16 protein-coding genes and 1 tRNA gene are annotated in these 18,360 nt (G+C 44.7%); 13 read left to right on the top strand and 4 right to left on the bottom strand.

Going from position 1 to position 18,360, the window contains the following annotated elements:
* Positions 1 to 3: 3 nt before the first annotated feature.
* From H6798_00640 to H6798_00625, 4 genes are read left to right on the top strand one after another with little or no spacing between them, the layout of a single operon-like run.
* Positions 4 to 1,176: a hypothetical protein gene (locus tag H6798_00640; protein MCB9821033.1), complete on the top strand. Its 1,173-nt coding sequence runs from the start codon at positions 4 to 6 to the stop codon at positions 1,174 to 1,176.
* Positions 1,163 to 1,741 (top strand): DUF4352 domain-containing protein, encoded by a 579-nt coding sequence (locus tag H6798_00635; protein ID MCB9821032.1) that lies wholly within the window; start codon positions 1,163 to 1,165, stop codon positions 1,739 to 1,741. The genes H6798_00640 and H6798_00635 overlap by 14 nt, the downstream gene beginning before the upstream one ends.
* Before the next feature lie 8 nt (positions 1,742 to 1,749).
* On the top strand, positions 1,750 to 2,250 hold the full coding sequence (locus tag H6798_00630; GenBank protein ID MCB9821031.1) for a hypothetical protein: 501 nt from the start codon (positions 1,750 to 1,752) through the stop codon (positions 2,248 to 2,250).
* Between the two features lie 42 nt (positions 2,251 to 2,292).
* Positions 2,293 to 3,192, top strand: coding sequence for an SPFH domain-containing protein (locus H6798_00625; protein ID MCB9821030.1), 900 nt, complete (start codon positions 2,293 to 2,295; stop codon positions 3,190 to 3,192).
* 14 nt (positions 3,193 to 3,206) lie between these two features.
* Here the strand turns inward: H6798_00625 and H6798_00620 are convergent, their stop codons facing one another.
* The 4 genes from H6798_00620 to H6798_00605 are packed head-to-tail and all read right to left on the bottom strand — an operon-like array spanning position 3,207 to position 6,573.
* Positions 3,207 to 4,598: an NAD(P)/FAD-dependent oxidoreductase gene (locus H6798_00620; GenBank protein MCB9821029.1), complete on the bottom strand. Its 1,392-nt coding sequence runs from the start codon at positions 4,596 to 4,598 to the stop codon at positions 3,207 to 3,209.
* Positions 4,598 to 4,873: a hypothetical protein gene (locus tag H6798_00615; protein ID MCB9821028.1), complete on the bottom strand. Its 276-nt coding sequence runs from the start codon at positions 4,871 to 4,873 to the stop codon at positions 4,598 to 4,600. The genes H6798_00620 and H6798_00615 overlap by 1 nt, the downstream gene beginning before the upstream one ends.
* Before the next feature lie 6 nt (positions 4,874 to 4,879).
* Positions 4,880 to 5,584, bottom strand: a complete 705-nt coding sequence (locus H6798_00610) for a hypothetical protein (GenBank protein ID MCB9821027.1) — start codon at positions 5,582 to 5,584, stop codon at positions 4,880 to 4,882.
* Positions 5,584 to 6,573 carry a hypothetical protein gene (locus H6798_00605; protein ID MCB9821026.1) on the bottom strand — a complete coding sequence of 330 codons (990 nt, stop codon included), beginning with the start codon at positions 6,571 to 6,573 and terminating at the stop codon, positions 5,584 to 5,586. The genes H6798_00610 and H6798_00605 overlap by 1 nt, the downstream gene beginning before the upstream one ends.
* 77 nt (positions 6,574 to 6,650) lie before the next feature.
* Between H6798_00605 and H6798_00600 the strand changes: the two genes are divergently transcribed.
* The 9 genes from H6798_00600 to H6798_00560 all read left to right on the top strand — a co-directional run bounded on the left by H6798_00600 (position 6,651) and on the right by H6798_00560 (position 18,229).
* Positions 6,651 to 9,659: a cation-translocating P-type ATPase gene (locus H6798_00600; GenBank protein MCB9821025.1), complete on the top strand. Its 3,009-nt coding sequence runs from the start codon at positions 6,651 to 6,653 to the stop codon at positions 9,657 to 9,659.
* A 15-nt stretch (positions 9,660 to 9,674) separates the two neighbouring features.
* On the top strand, positions 9,675 to 10,748 hold the full coding sequence (locus H6798_00595; protein MCB9821024.1) for an FAD-binding protein: 1,074 nt from the start codon (positions 9,675 to 9,677) through the stop codon (positions 10,746 to 10,748).
* 75 nt (positions 10,749 to 10,823) lie between these two features.
* A complete protein-coding gene (locus tag H6798_00590) occupies positions 10,824 to 10,997 on the top strand; it encodes a hypothetical protein (GenBank protein ID MCB9821023.1) in 174 nt (57 codons plus the stop codon).
* A gap of 228 nt (positions 10,998 to 11,225) precedes the next feature.
* Positions 11,226 to 12,884, top strand: coding sequence for a FecR domain-containing protein (locus tag H6798_00585; GenBank protein ID MCB9821022.1), 1,659 nt, complete (start codon positions 11,226 to 11,228; stop codon positions 12,882 to 12,884).
* Between the two features lie 174 nt (positions 12,885 to 13,058).
* Positions 13,059 to 13,135, top strand: a tRNA-Met gene (locus tag H6798_00580).
* A gap of 287 nt (positions 13,136 to 13,422) precedes the next feature.
* Positions 13,423 to 14,316: a tRNA lysidine(34) synthetase TilS gene (gene tilS / locus H6798_00575; GenBank protein ID MCB9821021.1), complete on the top strand. Its 894-nt coding sequence runs from the start codon at positions 13,423 to 13,425 to the stop codon at positions 14,314 to 14,316.
* Between the two features lie 19 nt (positions 14,317 to 14,335).
* Complete coding sequence (gene hflB, locus H6798_00570) at positions 14,336 to 16,189, top strand: ATP-dependent zinc metalloprotease FtsH (protein ID MCB9821020.1); 1,854 nt, start codon at positions 14,336 to 14,338, stop codon at positions 16,187 to 16,189.
* A gap of 3 nt (positions 16,190 to 16,192) precedes the next feature.
* Complete coding sequence (locus tag H6798_00565) at positions 16,193 to 16,618, top strand: NUDIX domain-containing protein (protein ID MCB9821019.1); 426 nt, start codon at positions 16,193 to 16,195, stop codon at positions 16,616 to 16,618.
* A gap of 33 nt (positions 16,619 to 16,651) precedes the next feature.
* Complete coding sequence (locus H6798_00560; protein ID MCB9821018.1) at positions 16,652 to 18,229, top strand: hypothetical protein; 1,578 nt, start codon at positions 16,652 to 16,654, stop codon at positions 18,227 to 18,229.
* The last annotated feature ends 131 nt before the right edge of the window (positions 18,230 to 18,360 follow it).

The raw sequence follows: 18,360 nt of genomic DNA, 5'->3' as shown, positions 1-18,360 counted from the left end.
GTTATGACTACAAAATTTATCGCCGGGTTTAGCTTGGGCATATCTCTGCTTGGAATGTCGGCGATTCTAGTAATTGGATATTTTCAGATTCACCATGATCCGTTGTCGAATCAAGATGAATCTAGTAGTGAGACCAGTCAGGAAGATACCAAAACAACCGACGCCGAACCAGAAACAACAGTTAAGACTGTTGCTGGAGAAAACGGCGCACCCAGCATTGTACTTGAGCTTACTCCAGATACTGTCGCACCAGGAGAATCAGCCACTCTCAATTGGGAAGCGAAAGATGCTGATGTATGCGCCGCCTCTGGTGCTTGGTCTGGCGTCAAGAATACTGTTGGCAACCAGGATACTGGCGCACTTGAGGCTGCCAAAACTTATACCCTAACATGTACAAACTCGGCTGGATCAACCACAGTTAGTGCCAAGATCAAAGTCGAAGAGAAAACTACAAGCAGCACGAATTCAACATCCAGTTCGTCGAGTTCATCTAGCAGTAGCTCCAGCAGCAGTTCAAGTAGCGGTGGCACCTCAAGTGGCTCTACTGGCGGAACAAGTGGCTCTACTGGCGGAACAACTTCGGTTGCACCAACTCTAACCCTTACGATTTCTCCGAGTTCGATATCCGATGGTGATACAGCTTCAATCTCTTGGTCGCTCAACTCTAACGTCAGCCCAGCCCCAACCTGCACAGCAAGCGGCTCGTGGAGCGGAAGTAAATCAACTAGTGGAAACCTGAATGTATCACCTTCGGCTGGCAGCTATACATATACACTAGCTTGCTCGAATAGTGCTGGCACTAGCACAAAGTCGGTCAACCTCACGGTGAATGCTGTTTCGACTTGCGGTAGTGGTGGTTCATGCACCTCTGCAGAGGTAGCCGCGCATAACACACAGAGTGACTGCTGGGTAATAGTTAAATACACGGCGTCTGGTGGAAATGGTTCGAATGGACAAGTATACAAGCTGGCTAGTGGATTCTTTGGCAGCTCTGGCAGTCACAACGGTTTGCCGAGCGCACCTTCTTTAACCGCTAGTACTTGGTGCGGTAAAAATATTTCGAGCACGTTTAACAGCAAGCATAGTGGTGGTTCGCGTAGTGGCGGTGGCGGGACGGCTATCTGGTGGTTGACCAACAATGGTAATTCGCTGATAGGGGAATATGCAGGATCGTAAACAAACAATTAATAATCATCAAAGACTTCTAAGAGTTGTCAGCTTTAGTGCGGTTGCGGCTGTTATACTAACTTGCCTGATTGCCGGGCTCGCCCTTCGCCAAAATCATCGCCTAAAAGGCGAGCTGTACGATATTAAACTTGGCTACAGCATGCATAGTTGGTTGCCGGGTGAATCGGTCGAGACCGAAGTTTATCGATTAAAACTAGAGGATGTAACTATAGATAAAGAGGGTATCCCGGTTTATCTGCCGGCACCATCGGGGTATATGTTTGTGACGGTCGATTTAAGTATCGACAATAAAAGCCAGCAAGACCAATTATTTCTTCCGCTAAATTACACTTACCTGAAGGATCAAACCGGCAAGAAGTACGCCCTAACAACTGTACCGAATATAACGAATAGTGCTGCCGGGAAAATTGCCGCCGGTGATACTGTAAGGGGCCAAATTGGCTTTATGATACCAATCACTAGCACCGATCTGCATTTTTACTTCGAACCTTACGGCCAAGATAACTCGAGTATTATAAATTTTGATATCTCGAGCTATCTAAAAGATATATAATATTTTTCATGAAAGTCAGTAAAATCGAAAAGAGCCTCAATCGACTAGTGGGCGTGATTACACTAATAGCGGTAGTTATGGTTGTGTCGGTTATGCTACTGGCAAATTACACCGCCAAATTATCTGTTAGCCCCGTAGCAAAAATAACCTCCGTATTAGGCGTGTCAACTACCGCTAGCTCTCTAGACATTCAAATTATCAATAAAAATTATCAGCGTCTTGATTCTGGTCAGTATAGCTTAAGCCTGACATACCAGTTAACGAATCACACCAATACAGACATCAATTTTACGGCACCAATTAATCTATTTGCCTTCGATAGCATTGGCAACAAAATTTACAGATCACAGTATCCTACAGATTCAACGACTCCAGCCACATTGGTTACGGCGGGTGCAACAATAACCCAGAGAATTATTTTTACTGGCCTCGATAGAAGTTCGTTGAGTAGTCTTAAGCTCATATATCAGCCGAATGATTCCGACGACTCTATATTGATAGATATTTAAGATTACTAAATCTGCTAAAATATAATCATATAGGAGTTAAAGATGCCAATAATCATCGCTGCAATAATAGTTTTTACGATTTTTTTAATTTCAGGGCTTTACATAGTTAGACAGCAAACTGCTGCTGTGATCGAACGTTTCGGTGGGTTTACAAAAGTTTCAGATGCTGGGCTTAACTTTAAGATTCCGCTAATCGATCGGGTGGCTGGGCGCCTAAGTCTGCGAGTGCAGCAGCTAGATGTACGTGTTGAGACTAAAACTAAGGACAATGTGTTTGTGTTTGTGATTGTTAGTGTGCAGTATTTTGTGATTCCAGAAAAAGTTAAGGAAGCTTTTTATCGTTTACAAAATGCCGAAGCTCAGATTACCAGCTATGTCTACGATGTTGTCCGAGCACAAGTGCCGGTGATTACGCTCGACAATGTCTTTGAAACAAAAGATGACATCGCTCAGGCCGTGAAGGTAGAACTAGAACAAACTATGGACGATTTTGGCTACGGAATAGTCAAGACTCTAGTTACGGATATCGACCCCGATGCAAAAGTAAAGGCAAGTATGAATGAAATCAACGCTGCCCAGCGACTGCGACTTGCGGCAGTTGAGCAGGCTGAGGCCGACAAGATTCGAGTAGTCAAGGCCGCCGAAGCCGAAGCCGAGAGCAAAGCACTTCAGGGTAAAGGTATTGCCGATCAACGCACGGCAATCGTAAATGGCTTGCAAGAGAGCGTGACAGATTTCCAGAATAGCGTTCAGGGTACAAGTGCCCAGGATGTCATGAACCTAGTATTGATGACCCAATATTTTGATACTCTAAAAGATGTTGGCACACAGTCGGGCAGCAACACAATTCTTTTGCCGCATAGCCCAAGTGGTATGCAAGATATTTCTGAACAGTTACGCAATGCCATGATTACGGCCAACGAAGTCAGCAAACATAAGTAATAATACTTAAAGTTCTAGGTACAGATTATTTTGCTGCAAGCTATCCGTACGGCTTCGCTCCAAGTAGGGAAGGCATGGATGGTTTCATCAATATCACTAGCCCTCAGGCCTTTGTGGATGGCTAAGGTAAGCTCGTGGATCATCTCGCCGGCGCGCGGAGCAACAATTGTTGCTCCCAAGAGCACCCCACTGTAGCTGGCTAAGACTTTTACAAATCCAGTATCCTGGCCAGATGTATTGCTGCGGCCGATAATGCTAATAGGGATTGCCGCTCGCTGGTAGTCGATTTTTTTCTGTATAAGCTCGGTTTCGGTATAGCCCGCACTAGCAATTTCGGGGCTAGTAAAAACACATCTTGGAACGGCGTGATATTTTGCACGAACTCTTGAGCGGCGCCACATATTATGCCCAGCTATCCGGCTTTGGTATGAAGCCATATGGGTAAACATATACGGACCCACGACATCGCCAGCTGCATAGATATGCTTGGCGGTGGTTTGCATGTACTGATCGACGATGATTCCACCTCGCTCATAAGCTACGCCAGCGTTCTCTAGGCCAATATCGGTCATGGCGGCTTTACCGGTCGCCAGTAAGATTTCCTCGACTATTATTTTAGAAATTTTACCTTCTTTTTCTAATGTCGCCTCTTTACGACCAGGTTTTCCTGTCACCTTGATCACTTTAGTACCTGTATGTACTTCGATTCCTTTTTCGGTCATGGTACGTTCGAGTAGCATGCCCGCTTCTTGATCTTCTTTTACGAGCAAGCGAGGTGCAAGTTCAGCTACAACGGTTCTTGTTCCAAAGGTGTTAAAAATTTCTCCGAACTCAACACCAATCGCCCCGCCACCAATGATTAGTAGACTCTTTGGAGGTCGTTCTAACTCGATAGCTTCGCGGTAAGTTATGTAACCTGTTTGTTTTAGACCTTCGATTGGCGGTATCAGGTTGTAGGTTCCCGAAGCAATCAAAAACTTACGAGCCGTCAGGCGTTTATGGCCAATCGAAACCGTCCATTTATTCAGAAAATGTGCATGGCCCTTGATGAGTTCGATGCCTGCGCGTGTAAAGGCTTGAGCGCCATCGTGTGTACCAGTGTTGTATACAGCCTTATCTTTCCAAGCCTTAACGGATGCATAGTCAAAATTTAGATTGTGTGTTCGTATGCCAAAACGACTTGCTTCTTTCGCACCTGTGTAGGCTTCGGCAGCAGTTAATAAAGCTTTTGTGGGTGTACAACCATAGTTTGGGCACTCTCCACCTACTTTACCTGCCTCAATAACAGCAACTTTCTTACCAATACGCGCACTTAGATTGGCGGCAACACCGCCTCCGGCGCCAGATCCGATTACTATTAGATCGTAGTCGAAATGCTGTGGACGGATATGTTTGACCTTATACATCAATAAACCACCCGGTGATGAAAATACATATAAGCCGCGTCGGGATGATATACCTGTAAATGCTTGGCGGCCATTCTGCGGATATCGTTGCTGGTAATCTCGTGCTTGTGGGATAACCAGTGCTCAACGTCGCCAACAACTTGATTGGCAATTAATTCTGCCGATCCCGCAGGCTCACGTACGCTTAAGCAGGCTGCATAGATACTGGCATAAAGCTTCTTGTTATCGTAGGCCTCAGTGTGACCAGCGCGTTTTACTAAAAAGTTTTCTGACATATAGTTCTATCCGAAGTTTACCGTACCGTTAGCGATTAAGATTAGAATCCAACCAAGAGCAATCATTAATAACCCAATGAATAATCGCATTGCTCCTTTGCTCTCTTCTTTCCATTTTGCAACTGCACTCACCTTTGTACCTGCGGCTACCATACCCAAGATCACCAATAAAGGTGCTACGAAAATAATGTTATAGATGATCATCAGGCCAAATGCAGCTAAGCCAAAATCAACACTCAAAACATTGATAATTGCTAGATATGGAGCCCCGGTACATGGTAGTTCAACTGCAGCAACGAACATGCCAAGTAACATTACCCCAGCAATCGAAGTCTTGCTTGTTGACCAGTCGTGGATCTTAGCAGCATATTTCGCCGGAATTTGTAAGCTAAAGCCTTTTCCATACCAAAAGTAATCCTTTATCTCTAATATCCCAGCGAGCACGACTAATGCCCCGACTGCCAAACTAAGATATTCGGCAAAAGCGATTGGTATTTCAGACAAAAAATAAACAAGACCCAATCCAGCGGCCAAATAGGTTAGGAAGATTGCAAAAATATAGGCAGAGCCAACTATTAGTAAGCGTTTTGTCGATTGACCGTTTCCGAGTACGACCGAAACCATTAATATCAAGACGCCGATAGCACAAGGGTTAATTGAGTCAATCGCTGCAGAGCCTAAAACCAGAGTCAGGGCAGGTAGGCCAAGCATTAGTTACTCCTCTCAGTACTGTCTGATTGACTAGATGGAGCCTCTTGTACATCGACACCTGCTTGTTCGGATAGTTTTGTATAGTCTGTAGTATCGGTAATATTGCAGTGTTCTGGCTCATTGGCAGGCACGCCAAACTCTACACAACGTTTGGTGTCCTTTAATCCGTACTGTAGGCATAGTTTGTCGGTAAAATCTTTTGGAGAGTCGAATTCAAAAATAATGCAATCGCCGGGCGGTACGTTAGAGTATGGTGAATAAACGTAATTGGCTGGGTCATCTAGTTTTGTCTGGGAATATGTATCGTTGTCTTTATCGAAGCGATAAACGAACACCTGGACTTCTGCTGGCTGTGCGTCTGCATTTCCGCTACAGGACTCACCATTCATCAAGTCTAGATAACGCGCGTTACCACTCCCACGAACCATTGATTCGATATAGGTTCGGTTTGAGGTGTCGACTATATCTCCGTCTTGATCATCTTCAAAGAGGTTATTTTGACCTACCGGGATAGTCATCGACCCACGCTCTAGGTTGCCATCAATTACATGCATGAAGTTACCTAGGGTTGCATCTTCGTGCTCATTAACAACAACTCCTTCTAGATGGATCCGTTTGTCATTATGTTCGTGTAAGCTGGCAGTTCCAATCTTATTGCTGAGTAGTCTGTAAGGGTCGCGTAGCTCAATCTCACTCCCGCAAACCCAGTATTCTATATCGGCGTGCCAATGAACAGGACCATTACTGTCTGACACTGAGTTTAGATATATAGTCGAGCCGAATAAGAAAACCGTCGTACTGCCAACTATAGCGGTAATCAGCAGAAACACATGAAGACTATACTTTGGCTTATGCTGTTTAATCTGCATACCAGTAATTACCAGCATAATAATTAGTAGTGAGGCTAAGCCGACAGACTTAAGTGAATAGCCAGCAATTTGGCCTTCAAGATTTTGAGCGACTTCTGCAAAACTAGATATATCCACCATGATATTTATTTTGCTTCCTTACTCCCCATACGATAACATAAGCAATATAAGTGTTATTGTAAGGGTGGAAGGCAAGCTTGTCTAATCAAAAATCTATTTTGGCCTATCAATTGAGCTCAACAGAGACCGTAGATTCGTTTAACTCGAGCGTAAAAACTGGTCTCAGCCAAGCCGATGTACTAGAAAGACGAGCTACATATGGTCTAAATAGTCTAGCTACAAAAAAGTCTATTAATCCCGCTGTATTGTTTATCAATCAGTTTAAGGATGTACTGGTAATAATCCTGCTAGTCTCTGCAATTATTTCATGGGCTGTCAGCTTAATTAGTGTCAGTGGTACCTCGCAAACATACTCGCAAGAGTTTATAGATCGCTCGATGGCATGTATTAATGATCCAATCAGTCCTAGCGACGGGGCTTCTAGCTCGTGCAATCTAGCTAGTAAATTGGCCGAAAAAGAGGCAATTACAATTCCTGAGAGTTCAAAGTGTCAGACCAAGGAGCTTGACCAACAGTTTACTGTGGCTTGGGGCGGCGGAACCGCCTGTAATTTATATGTGATGCTTGGAATGCCAAAGCTGCCAGTGTCCGACTCAAGCCAGTTATTAAAAACTAACAATGAAGGTTCTCGAGAAGCTATTCTCATTTTTGTGATTGTCTTTGCAATCGCCATAATTGGTTTTCTAAATGAGTATCGTGCCGAGAAAACCGTCGAAGCCCTAAAAAAACTAGTTGGCTCTAAGGCTCAAGTTCGGCGAGCTGGTCAGATTTTCGAGATTGATGCTATCGAACTTGTACCGGGTGATGTTGTTGTCTTGGATGAAGGTTCGAAAGTACCAGCGGATTTACGGTTAATTTCGGTCAGTAACCTTTATGCAAACGAAGCCAGCTTAACCGGAGAGAGCGTGCCTGTAAGCAAAAATACTCTCGCCCAAAAAGGCGATAAACCACTCGGCGACCAAAAGTGCATGGCATTTGCAGGTACATTTATCACGCAAGGCAGGGCCGAAGGTATTGTTACAGCTACAGGTCAAGCCACCGAAATCGGCAAGATCGCAAAATTGGTGAATGAGGTCGAAGAAGAAGCTACCCCAATGCAACGCAAGCTAGACGATCTGGGCAAGAAGCTTGGTATATTCATTTTATTAATTTGCGCCGGGGTGTTTGCGATCATCTTTTTGTTTGTCGATTCGCAAACCGGCCAATCGTTACTCGAACGATCCATCTTTGCTTTTACGGCTGCAGTTGCATTAGCGGTAGCCGCTATACCAGAAGGACTGGCATTTGTAGTACGTATAAGTTTAGCGCTCGGGGCAAGACGTATGGCTACTAAACAGGCTCTGGTCCGAAAATTGAGTGCAGTTGAGGCATTAGGCAGTACCGATATCATCTGTTCTGACAAGACTGGTACGCTGACGCGGGGAGAGATGACCGTTAGAGCAATTCATATCGACGGTAAAACGTATAGCCTAACAGGCAGTGGTTACGAAACCACGGGTAAATTAACTATTGGCAAGAAACAAGTAAAGCCAAATGAGGCCATTTTTGCCCTTATGCGCATCGGTGTCTTGTGTAACAACGCGCAGCTCCAACATAATCAAATTTTAGGCGACCCAACCGAAGCCGCACTGCTAGTTTCAGCTGCCAAACTCGGAATGCAGGATGCTGATATACGATCTGTTTGGGGGCGAGAAACAGAGATACCATTTACAAGCCTGCGCAAAATGATGTCAGTCGTAACCAAGAATCCGTCTGGTGGCTATTCGATCGCTACAAAAGGCGCAACAGAGAAAGTGCTTGCTCTGTGCAGCCACTATTTGACTAGCAGCGGTCAGCAAAAGCCATTGAATCCAAACATTCGTCAGCAGATACTTGACGAAAACCATCGGCTATCGAGCCAAGCACTCCGAGTACTAGCATTTGCCAGTGATAATCACGCAAATCAGCCGACATCGAATACTCAGATTGAGTCAAATCTGACCTTTGTAGGTTTACAAGCGATGATGGACCCACCTCGCTCCGAGGTCATAGATGTAATTCATCGAGTCCAGACAGAAAGTGGCATAAGGGTGATTATGATAACTGGTGACTATATCGACACTGCCACAGCAATAGCCGAGGAGATTGGTCTACACGGCAAGGCAATTTCTGGTGCAGAGCTCGACAGCCTTAGTCAGGCAGAGTTCGAAGCTATTGTAGAAGATGTAAGTGTTTACGCTCGAGTCGATCCGGAGCATAAAATTAGAATTGTCCAAGCACTTAAGAAACATGGTCATCAAGTTGCTATGACTGGTGATGGTGTCAACGATGCACCGGCTATCAAAGCTGCCGACATAGGTATCGCCATGGGCATAGCCGGCACAGATGCCAGTAAAGAGGCGGCTGATCTTATTTTGCTAGACGACCAGTTTCTAACAATAATTAGTGCTATCGAAGAAGGTAGGGGTATTTTTGATAATGTCCGTAAATTTGTGAACTTCTTAATTTCGTGCAACATCGCCGAAGTTCTGGCGGTGACATTTGGAATATTATTCTTCGACAACCTAATCCTTACAGCAGCCCAATTACTGTTTATTAATATCGTTACGGATGGTTTGCCAGCGGTTGCACTTGGGTCTGACCCGGCTCAAAAAGATTCACTTCGGCAAAAACCGACTTACTATCAACAGCCTATCCTAAATCGACGCACTTGGGTGGAAATCTTCGTATTTGGTGGCCTGATGACCACAGCGTTATTATTCCAGTTTTGGTATAACCTGCACCACGAATCAATCTTGGCGGCAGTCTCGGCTGGCTTTACGGCCATGGTGGTGTATGAGTTGGTGCGCTTGATTGATATTCGCACAGACTACAATATCCGTTGGTTCAGTAATCCATGGCTATCGGTAGCGATTGCTAGTAGTTTTGTTTTACAGTTCGCAGTTCTTTATATTCCCAAAATGGCTTCATATTTCGAGGTTGGCCCATTAAGCAGACACGACTGGCTTTTTATGGTAACTGGTTCGGCTGTTCTTTTTGCAATCATGAAGTCACTCAATCCGGTCTTTGATCGCATCGGCTCCGAGACACACGCTGTTGTGAAGTAGCGTATACTTAAATAAATGGAGATCGTGGATAACCTATCCTTAGCCGACTATACTTCTTTGGGCGTGGGTGGGCCAGCTGAGCGAGCGGTGATAGCTAGTAACTCAGAGGAATTAATTGAAATCTTATCAGAGTCGAAACGGCGCCAAACTATCTGGTTGCTCGGGGGCGGAAGTAATGTGCTTGTTTCGGATTATGGATTGCCGGGCTTAACTATCTTACAAAGCGGTGGCCGAATAGTATTCGATCAAGATAAAGTTCTCGTTGATTCCGGTGTTGAATGGGATGCATTGGTCGAGCAGGCCTTAAAGCGCAAACTCTGGGGGATTGAGCTGTTAAGCGAAGTACCCGGCACAATTGCTGGAGCGACATTCATAAACATTGCTGCTTATGGCCAAACGATCGGTGAACGAATAGAGTGGGTGGAGGCGTGGGATAGATTGCGCAGTCGACGGGTAGTCTTTCACCAGAATCAGCTAGAACTAGGCTATAAGCAAACCATTTTCCAGAATTCACCTCACCTTATTATCACCAGGGTCTGTTTAAACCTCAGCAAAAAAGTTACACATGTTCTGGAATATCAGAAGGCACTAGAAGTCGCCGAAGAACTCCAGCTGTCTGTCGATAGTCTTACGGATCGTCGACAGATTATTATCGAAACTCGCAGGCGTTCGGGATCGATATGGCATCCTCACGATCCTCGATTCTCGCGAACCGCTGGTTCTTTCTTTCGTAACCCGCTTGTTCCAGAAAAGTTAGCGAACGCTATCATTAACTTCGACGAAACAGAAACCAACCCAAACATCGTTAAAAAAATGAATACTGTTCATGGCGGAAGTGCCAACCGTGTCTCAGCAGCCCATGTCTTGTTGGCGGCTGGCTTTAAACGCGGGCAAAACTGGGGTAGAGTAAAACTTAACGATCAGAATCTACTCAAAATCGAGGCTTTAAGCGGGGCGACTGCACAAGATATCTATAATGTTATGCTCAATATTCAATCGAGTGTTTTAACAAAACTCGGGCTTAAATTAGAACCAGAAGTTAGACTACTAGGGAAGTTTAAGAATAAACATAAGCATATTGACAAATAATCAAAACCATGTATAATACATAGTGTTCCTGCAGAAACAAATATTACAAAATAAAATACGAGGAGCCGATAAAAAATGGCTTTAAGTTTAAAGACTAAAAACGAGAAGGCTAAAAACGCTTCGCCTAAGAACGCAACTGCTCTTAGTAGCAAAAAAGCTTCGCAGGCAGACGATGTATTAGCATTCTTGAAACAGCAAGAAGAAGACGCCAAGGCTAAAGAAGCCGCGGGTCAGTGCATGTTCTGCTAGTTTGCTCATAGCCTATCGGCTTACCGCTGAAAGGAATACAACATGGGTCTAAGCTACGAACGCCATAAGTCTCGCAATATCGTCATCTACATGATCGATCGTCTGCTCGACTAAAAGCGCATCCGTTGTTTCTAAGTGGTCAGTCAACCACCAAAGTCCAGCTGGGAATTCACTCAGCTGGCTTTATTTATGCTACAATTTACCTCAGTATCTTTTGAGGGGTAAGAAATGGGTGACGATCTAGACAAACAAACAAAAACGCCCGAAAAGCAATCGACGGCTTCACCGAGCGTGAGCTCAATTTCTCAACCGGTGAGTACAGAAGAAATTACCGGTGTGTCTGACCAAAATCTTCCCAGCAAACAAGTTGCCCAAAATACCTCAGATGCACCAGACGAAGCAACTCTAGCATCTGCTAGCGCTGAGCTTTCAGACGATTTAAAGATCTCCGTAAATGACGGTAGCTCTCGTCGCAAAAAAATCATTATTGTTTTAGCGGCCTTATTCTTAGCGTTTGGCGCAGCGGCCTATTACTGGTTTTTTATTCATGGCAACCAACAAGTCGCGCCAGAGCAAATTGATAGCTCAATTGCCGTACCGCTAAAAGCAAAGATTACTTTGGTAGAAGGCAAAGTTGACTACACTACCGACGAAGGTACTTTATGGAAAGTAGCCGACACAACAGTGGTCATGGAAGAAGGAGATTGGCTGAGAACTTCTTCAGACGAAACAAGTCGGGCTGTTGTCGTTTTCGATGATGGCTCATTACTTAGACTTAACGCTAATACCGAGGTTAGGTTAAGTACCACAAACTCACATAAGATCGATTCGCTTCTCGAATCTGGTGATGTCTACGCGCGAGTAACTGCGTCCGATGTGCGAGTTTTTTCGGTTACAACCTCAAAATTATCGGCTATTGCCAAAGGTACAGCATTTAGGGTTACGGCCGATAAAACAGAGGAGTCGATCGAGGTTTACCAAAGTACTGTAGATGAGCCAAACACAAACAACGAGTTGACCGAGGGTAAAAAACTTAAATTTGTTAAGCAGACCAACAGCGATACTGTGAGCGATCTAAATCTCCAAGCCTTAAAGAAAGACGAATTCTTGATGTGGAATCGCACTCAAGACTTAGATAGTGATAGCTTTCGAGAACTACTAGGTTTTCTGGCAGATATAGAAGCTCCAGATCTTAACATAACCTCTCCAGTTGATGGCGCAAAAATTGAAATCCCGTTAGGCTCGACCACAGCATCGGTCGAGATAAAAGGTACAACAGAACCAGGCTTAAACGTAAAAGTGGTTAGCGACTCCGATGACACTCAAGAGGTTACTGCCGATGAGGCGGGCGCATTCAGTATCGAAATGAGCTCGCGTGAAGGTAAGGTTGTCTATACAGTTACGGTTGTTGACAAGAGTGGCAATAGGTCAAAGCTAGTGGCGACTGTGACGTTCGAGGCCGAAAAGGCTAGTTCCCCTGACCCAGAGATTACTCTTGGTGCAGTAGCTCAGGATACAGCCGGCGTGGTGCTCAATTGGCAATTTAAGACTGGCTTTAGTGCTCCAGATGGAGTGAAGGTTCTATGGAATCGTAACGGCGACCTAACTTATCCAGTTGAAAGTGTGTTTAACAATACTTCGAGAGTCAAGAATAGCTACACTTGGTGGGGAAGCAAGCGGAAGCGACAATTTGTGCCAGCTGTAGCCGAAGGCTGTACGGATCCAATTTACGGTAGTCGTTATGTTACTGATGACACGACTACGACAATATGCCTACTGGATGGCCAGTCCTATGCATTTCGGGTATGCCGATACGATTCGGCAACCAGCCAATGCGATGTGTATAGTAACGAGATCAGGGTTAGCGCTCCAGGCGGAACCGATTAAGCAAACCTTTTAATCTACCTCCACCTCTGATATAATCCCCTCCGCCTTGGTTTGTGGTTCATGAGTTAGGGCTCCCGCAAAACCTGTTTTGTGGGAATAAGGAGTAAGCAAGTCTAGGGTCGAAGCTTTTGAATATTATTCAAAACGAGACAAAGGCGCGGCTTACGACGACGTGGCGGGATAGCTCAGATGGTTAGAGCGCAGGACTCATAAGCCTGAGGTCCCGAGTTCGATCCTCGGTCCCGCTACCAAAGTAAAGCCACCCTTCTGGGTGGTTTTACTTTGGTATGGGTGCAAGTCAGGCCTTGCGACCTCAGGCGAGGTCTACGAATCTTGTCAAATCTACATATTTACACAACAAATAGTAGACGGTGGAGTAGCCATTGGCTAATCAACCATCGTGCGTTCGTTCGATCCTCGGTGCAAGAATGTATCTTAAAGTAATCATCATACTGGAAATTTAATTTAAATTAAATTTCCAACAATTCTGTGCTTCTATATCTCAAATCGATAGCTTAGTCTGGGGTATAATATTGGCGTGATTCAAGCGTTAAAACCTGGAAAGTATGTTGTTGCGGTATCTGGTGGTGTCGACTCAGTAGCATTGCTACACGCCTTAACGCTACTGCCAGATGTCGAGCTAGTTGTGGCTCACTTTGATCATGGCATTCGCCCTGATTCGAACGAAGATGCAAAGCATGTACTCCAACTAGCAAAAAAGTACGGTCTGCCTTTCGAACTGGGTGAAGCAAGCCTTGGCCCTAACGTTAGCGAAGAGCTGGCTCGAGATATGCGCTACAATTTTTTAAAGATAGCTGCAGCCAAGCACTCCGCGGATGGGATCATCACTGCCCATCACCAAGATGATCTGATTGAGACAGCGATTATTAACATGTCTCGTGGTACAGGACGCCATGGCTTAAGTAGCTTGCGGACACATTCCAACCTTATTCGGCCATTACTAAGTACTACCAAGCAGGAACTTAGGTCATATGCCGAGAGCCAGGGGTTGGTATGGCGTGATGACTCAAGTAATACCGATAACAAGTACTTGCGCAATTATATTCGCAACAACATCGTACCTAAATTGAGTTCCGACCAACGCGACCATCTACTCCACCACATTAACCGTGTTCAAGGACTAAATCAGCAAATTGATAGCCTACTCGATAATTACGTGACCCACCATAGCTACCGAAGAGGCAATCGAGTATATAGTCGGAGCTGGTTTAACCAGCTTCCTCATGACTTTGCTGCATCTGTGTTGCATCATATCTTACGCAATAACCAGGTTAGCGATTACACAAAAAAACAGATTGATCTTTTAGTTGTAAAAATCAAGGCTGGCCGGCCGGGTAGCCTACTCGATCTAGATGGCGAGCACCAGATTGGTCTAACAAAGCGTTCGTTTAGGTTGCTGGCTAGGAGTTAAACAAGTAGAATAGAGCTTTATGAAGCCAAAGAACAATAAACCGACCAACCAGAGTCGGCTTAAATCCCTAATTTTTATTACCATTTTAGCCCTGATAGGCCTAGCTTTCTATGCAGCTTATAGTCAGACAAGTGCTCTCGAAAAAGTTACGATCACTCGTGTTATCGAACAAGCCAACAACGGTGAAGTCAGTAAACTGATTGTCGAAGGTGAAAAAGTCGAGGTAGTTAAGAAGGGTGATACCGAACCTTCGGAATATGCAATCCGTGATGTAAATGTTAGTTTTGCCGATCAAGGTTTAGTCAATAAAGATGTAGAGTTAGATTTTCAAGAGCAAAGCGATTCTGGCGGTCTCTGGATAAGTGTTTTGTCTGGCCTGGTACTGCCAATTGGCATCTTACTGGTACTAGTAATTATGTTCCGTTCTGCCCAAGGCCAGGGCAGCCAAGCGATGAGTTTTGGTAAGAGCAAGGCCCGACTTTATGGCAACGAAAAAGATAAAGTGACTTTCAGCGATATTGCTGGTAACGAAAATGCCAAAGAAGACTTAGCTGAAGTTGTTGATTTTTTGCGTCACCCAGAAAAGTTTAAAAACGTCGGCGCTAAAATACCTAAGGGCGTCTTATTGGTTGGCCCACCAGGTACCGGTAAAACTATGATTGCTCGGGCTGTTGCTGGCGAAGCCAAAGTGCCCTTCTTCTCGATTAGTGGTTCAGAATTCGTGGAAATGTTTGTAGGTGTAGGTGCTAGCCGTGTGCGTGATTTATTTAACCGTGCCAAAAAGAATGCTCCATGCATTATCTTTATCGACGAAATCGATGCCGTTGGCCGTAAGCGTGGTAGCGGTATGGGTGGTGGTCATGACGAGCGTGAGCAGACCCTTAACCAAATCTTGGTCGAGATGGATGGATTTGAACAGGGCCAAAATGTAATTTTGCTAGCAGCAACTAACCGTGCCGACGTGCTCGATCCTGCCCTCTTGCGTCCGGGTCGGTTCGATCGCCGTGTAAACGTCGAGCTGCCTGATCGCCGCGACCGCGAAGAAATCCTAAAAGTACATTTCAAAAACAAGCCAGTCGAAAAGAATGTTGATCTGTCGGCGATGGCCGCAAAAACCGCTGGTAGCTCTGGTGCAGATCTGGCCAATATAGCCAACGAGTCTGCCATTAAAGCTGCTCGGCGCAATAGCAAGACGATTGCCAACCAAGATTTGGTCGAAGCCTTCGAAAAAGTCGCTATTGGCCCTGCTCGCAAAAACAACATCATGACAGACAAAGAGAAAGAATTGACCGCCTACCACGAAGCTGGCCATGCACTTGTTGGCCATCTAATGCCTGAAAGCGACATGGTTCATAAGGTGACGATTGTTAGCCGCGGTCACACGGGCGGCGTAACTTGGTTTATTCCACCAGAGGATCAACACTACCACAGCATTAAGTGGTACAAAGACGTTCTGGCTCGAATTTTGGGCGGACGTATTGCCGAAAAGATTATTTATGGTCCAGAAGACGTAACTACGGGTGCAGGTTCAGATCTGCAAAAAGCCGTCGATTACGCACGTGATATGGTTATCAAGCAAGGTATGGGTAGTAAAGACTTGCGCGACATGGTCTTTCATAGTGACGAAGGTATGATGTTCGATCGCATGGTCCATGACCGACCATATAGCGAAGAAACTGCCCAACGAATCGACAAAGAGGTTGCTCAACTAGTTTCAGAGGCAGCCAAACGAGCCGAGGCGGTGATTGCTGCCAATCTCAAATATCTAGAAGCTCTTAAAGAAACCCTAATCAAGAAAGAGACAGTAGAAGCCGACGAGGTGGTTGAGATCTTTAAAAATGCCAAACTCCCGGCTAGCGCCAAGTTAGATTAAGGCGTGACCAAATTAATTCTGCTACTCGCACACAAAGTGAGGCAGATATACTGGCGTGTAGTTAGGCCAACTACTTTTGGTGTGAAAGTTATGGTTCGGTATAAGAGTGAAATACTCCTCGTCAAACATAGTTACGATCGTAGCTGGAATTTGCCTGGAGGTGCTTACAGGCCGAAACGCGAAACGCCAGAAAGTGCTAGTAAGCGCGAGATATTCGAAGAGCTGGGCATTCGACTCTCCAAACTCAGACTAATCGATTCAGGAGTGTCTGTAAAAGAATTTAAGAAAGATCACATCAAAATATATTTGGCAGTATTCAGTAGTAAGCCAGACCTAACCCTTGGGCATGAGCTAGTTGCAGCACAGTGGTTTAGGCAAGACAGGCTGCCTCAACAAACTGCCAGTATTGTGAAACAAATAAAAAACTAGCTCACCGCCCCTTAACCCTAGTATACTAATGGTGTGAATCGGATTCTTCGACGCGCCAATATGCGACTCTCGTTTGGCTCGGCTGCTTTACTGCTAGCCGGATCTTCTTTGACGGGTACTATTTTAGGAATACTCCGCACCAAACTGATTAATGCTAACTTTAATAACTTTAGTACCAGCGCTTACTTTACTGCCTTCAAGATTCCAGACATGATTTTTTTGATGCTGGCGTCGGGAGGTTTGAGCGTAGCTTTCTTGCCGGTACTTTCAGATAAGTTGAATAAAAATGGACGTCAAGAGTCGTGGGTTCTAACATCCTACGTTCTTAACTTGGTGGCAATCGTGATGTTTTTCTTTAGTTTGCTGCTAATTATCTTTCCGCATTTTATATTGCAACACACTATTGCCGGTGGGATGAGTGCCGAGAAACTCGATCTAACTGCCGCCATCATGCGGCTTGTAGCAGTTAATCCACTCCTGTTTTCTATCAGTTCTGTTTTGTCTAGCGTCCAGCAGGCTATTGGTAGATTTTTCTTTACGGCGTTTGCGCCGATTGTCTACAACACCTCGATCATTATAAGCCTATATTTATTCAGAGATTCGATGGGAGTTGTAGGTTTGGGTCTAGGCGCAGCAATTGGGGGTGCTTTATATTTAATTGTCGTCTTTGCAGGTATGTCGGGATTAAACTTCCGCCATCACCTTCGAATGAATTTTAAGAACAAGGCGTTTAGGAGTGTTATGAAGGCTCTGCCACCGCGTTCGATTGATCAGGGAATTTCAAGTATCAATAGTTTGGCGCAAAACAGATTTGCCAATAATATTTCGTCTAGTGCTACAGCTAACTTTGAGAATGCCTATATATTGCATAATGCCCCAGTTTCGTTAATTGGGTTAGCGATAAGCACGGCTGCTTTTCCGCGTTTTACAGAAAGGATTTCGCAAGGTAGACCAGATTTATTCAAGAAAGAATTCTTAAATGTCTTGCGAATGATGATCTGGATATCCGTACCTGTTGTGGCAACCAGTTATTTCACAAGAGATTACTTGGCAAGAATAATATTTGCTCGCGATAACCGTGAAATAGCAATTATTTTCGGCTTTCTAGTAGTTGGGATGTTCTTTAGAACTCTGTACTCAATTATTTCGAGATTTTATTATGCCCAAAAAGATACTGTGACGCCACTTCTGGTGTCGATATTAATAATTGTGCTTAACGTGTATTTGGCTTGGTATCTTTCTCAGAAAACATCGTACGGGGTTAGTGGTCTTGCGGTAGCAGCCTCAACCGTGTCAGCGATTGAGGTTGTGATTCTGCTGGCGATTATGTCCTTACGTGATAGGCACTTGTTTAGTAAGGAATTCTTGAAAAGTCTGACAAATATCTTGTCAGTATCGGCGTTTGTGACCATTGGTTCATATTTATTCTCGATATTGCTACCGCTAAATGTTGGCGATAGGGGCTTAACCCTGATGGTGAAGGTTGCGTTAATCGGCATACTAACAATTGTTGTACACGTTTTGGTGTCTTGGCTATTTGGAGTCGATGAGGTTAAACCGGTTATCAACAAAATTCGCAAAGTTGTGATGCGACAAATCAAGATCCAGTAATCTACCCCTGTTAAAACAGTTTAATATCTGCTAGAGTATTGCGGATGAATATTTCATGCAAACATCTAATGCAGGCTTTCTGGGTCACGCGAGATGAAAATATTTGTGAGTCCTTGGCGAGAAACGCAAAC

The sequence above is a fragment of the Candidatus Nomurabacteria bacterium genome, from assembly GCA_020631905.1.
Classification (GTDB): domain Bacteria; phylum Patescibacteriota; class Saccharimonadia; order Saccharimonadales; family VXPC01; genus JACKGQ01.
This window is presented reverse-complemented; position numbering and strand designations above follow the sequence as displayed.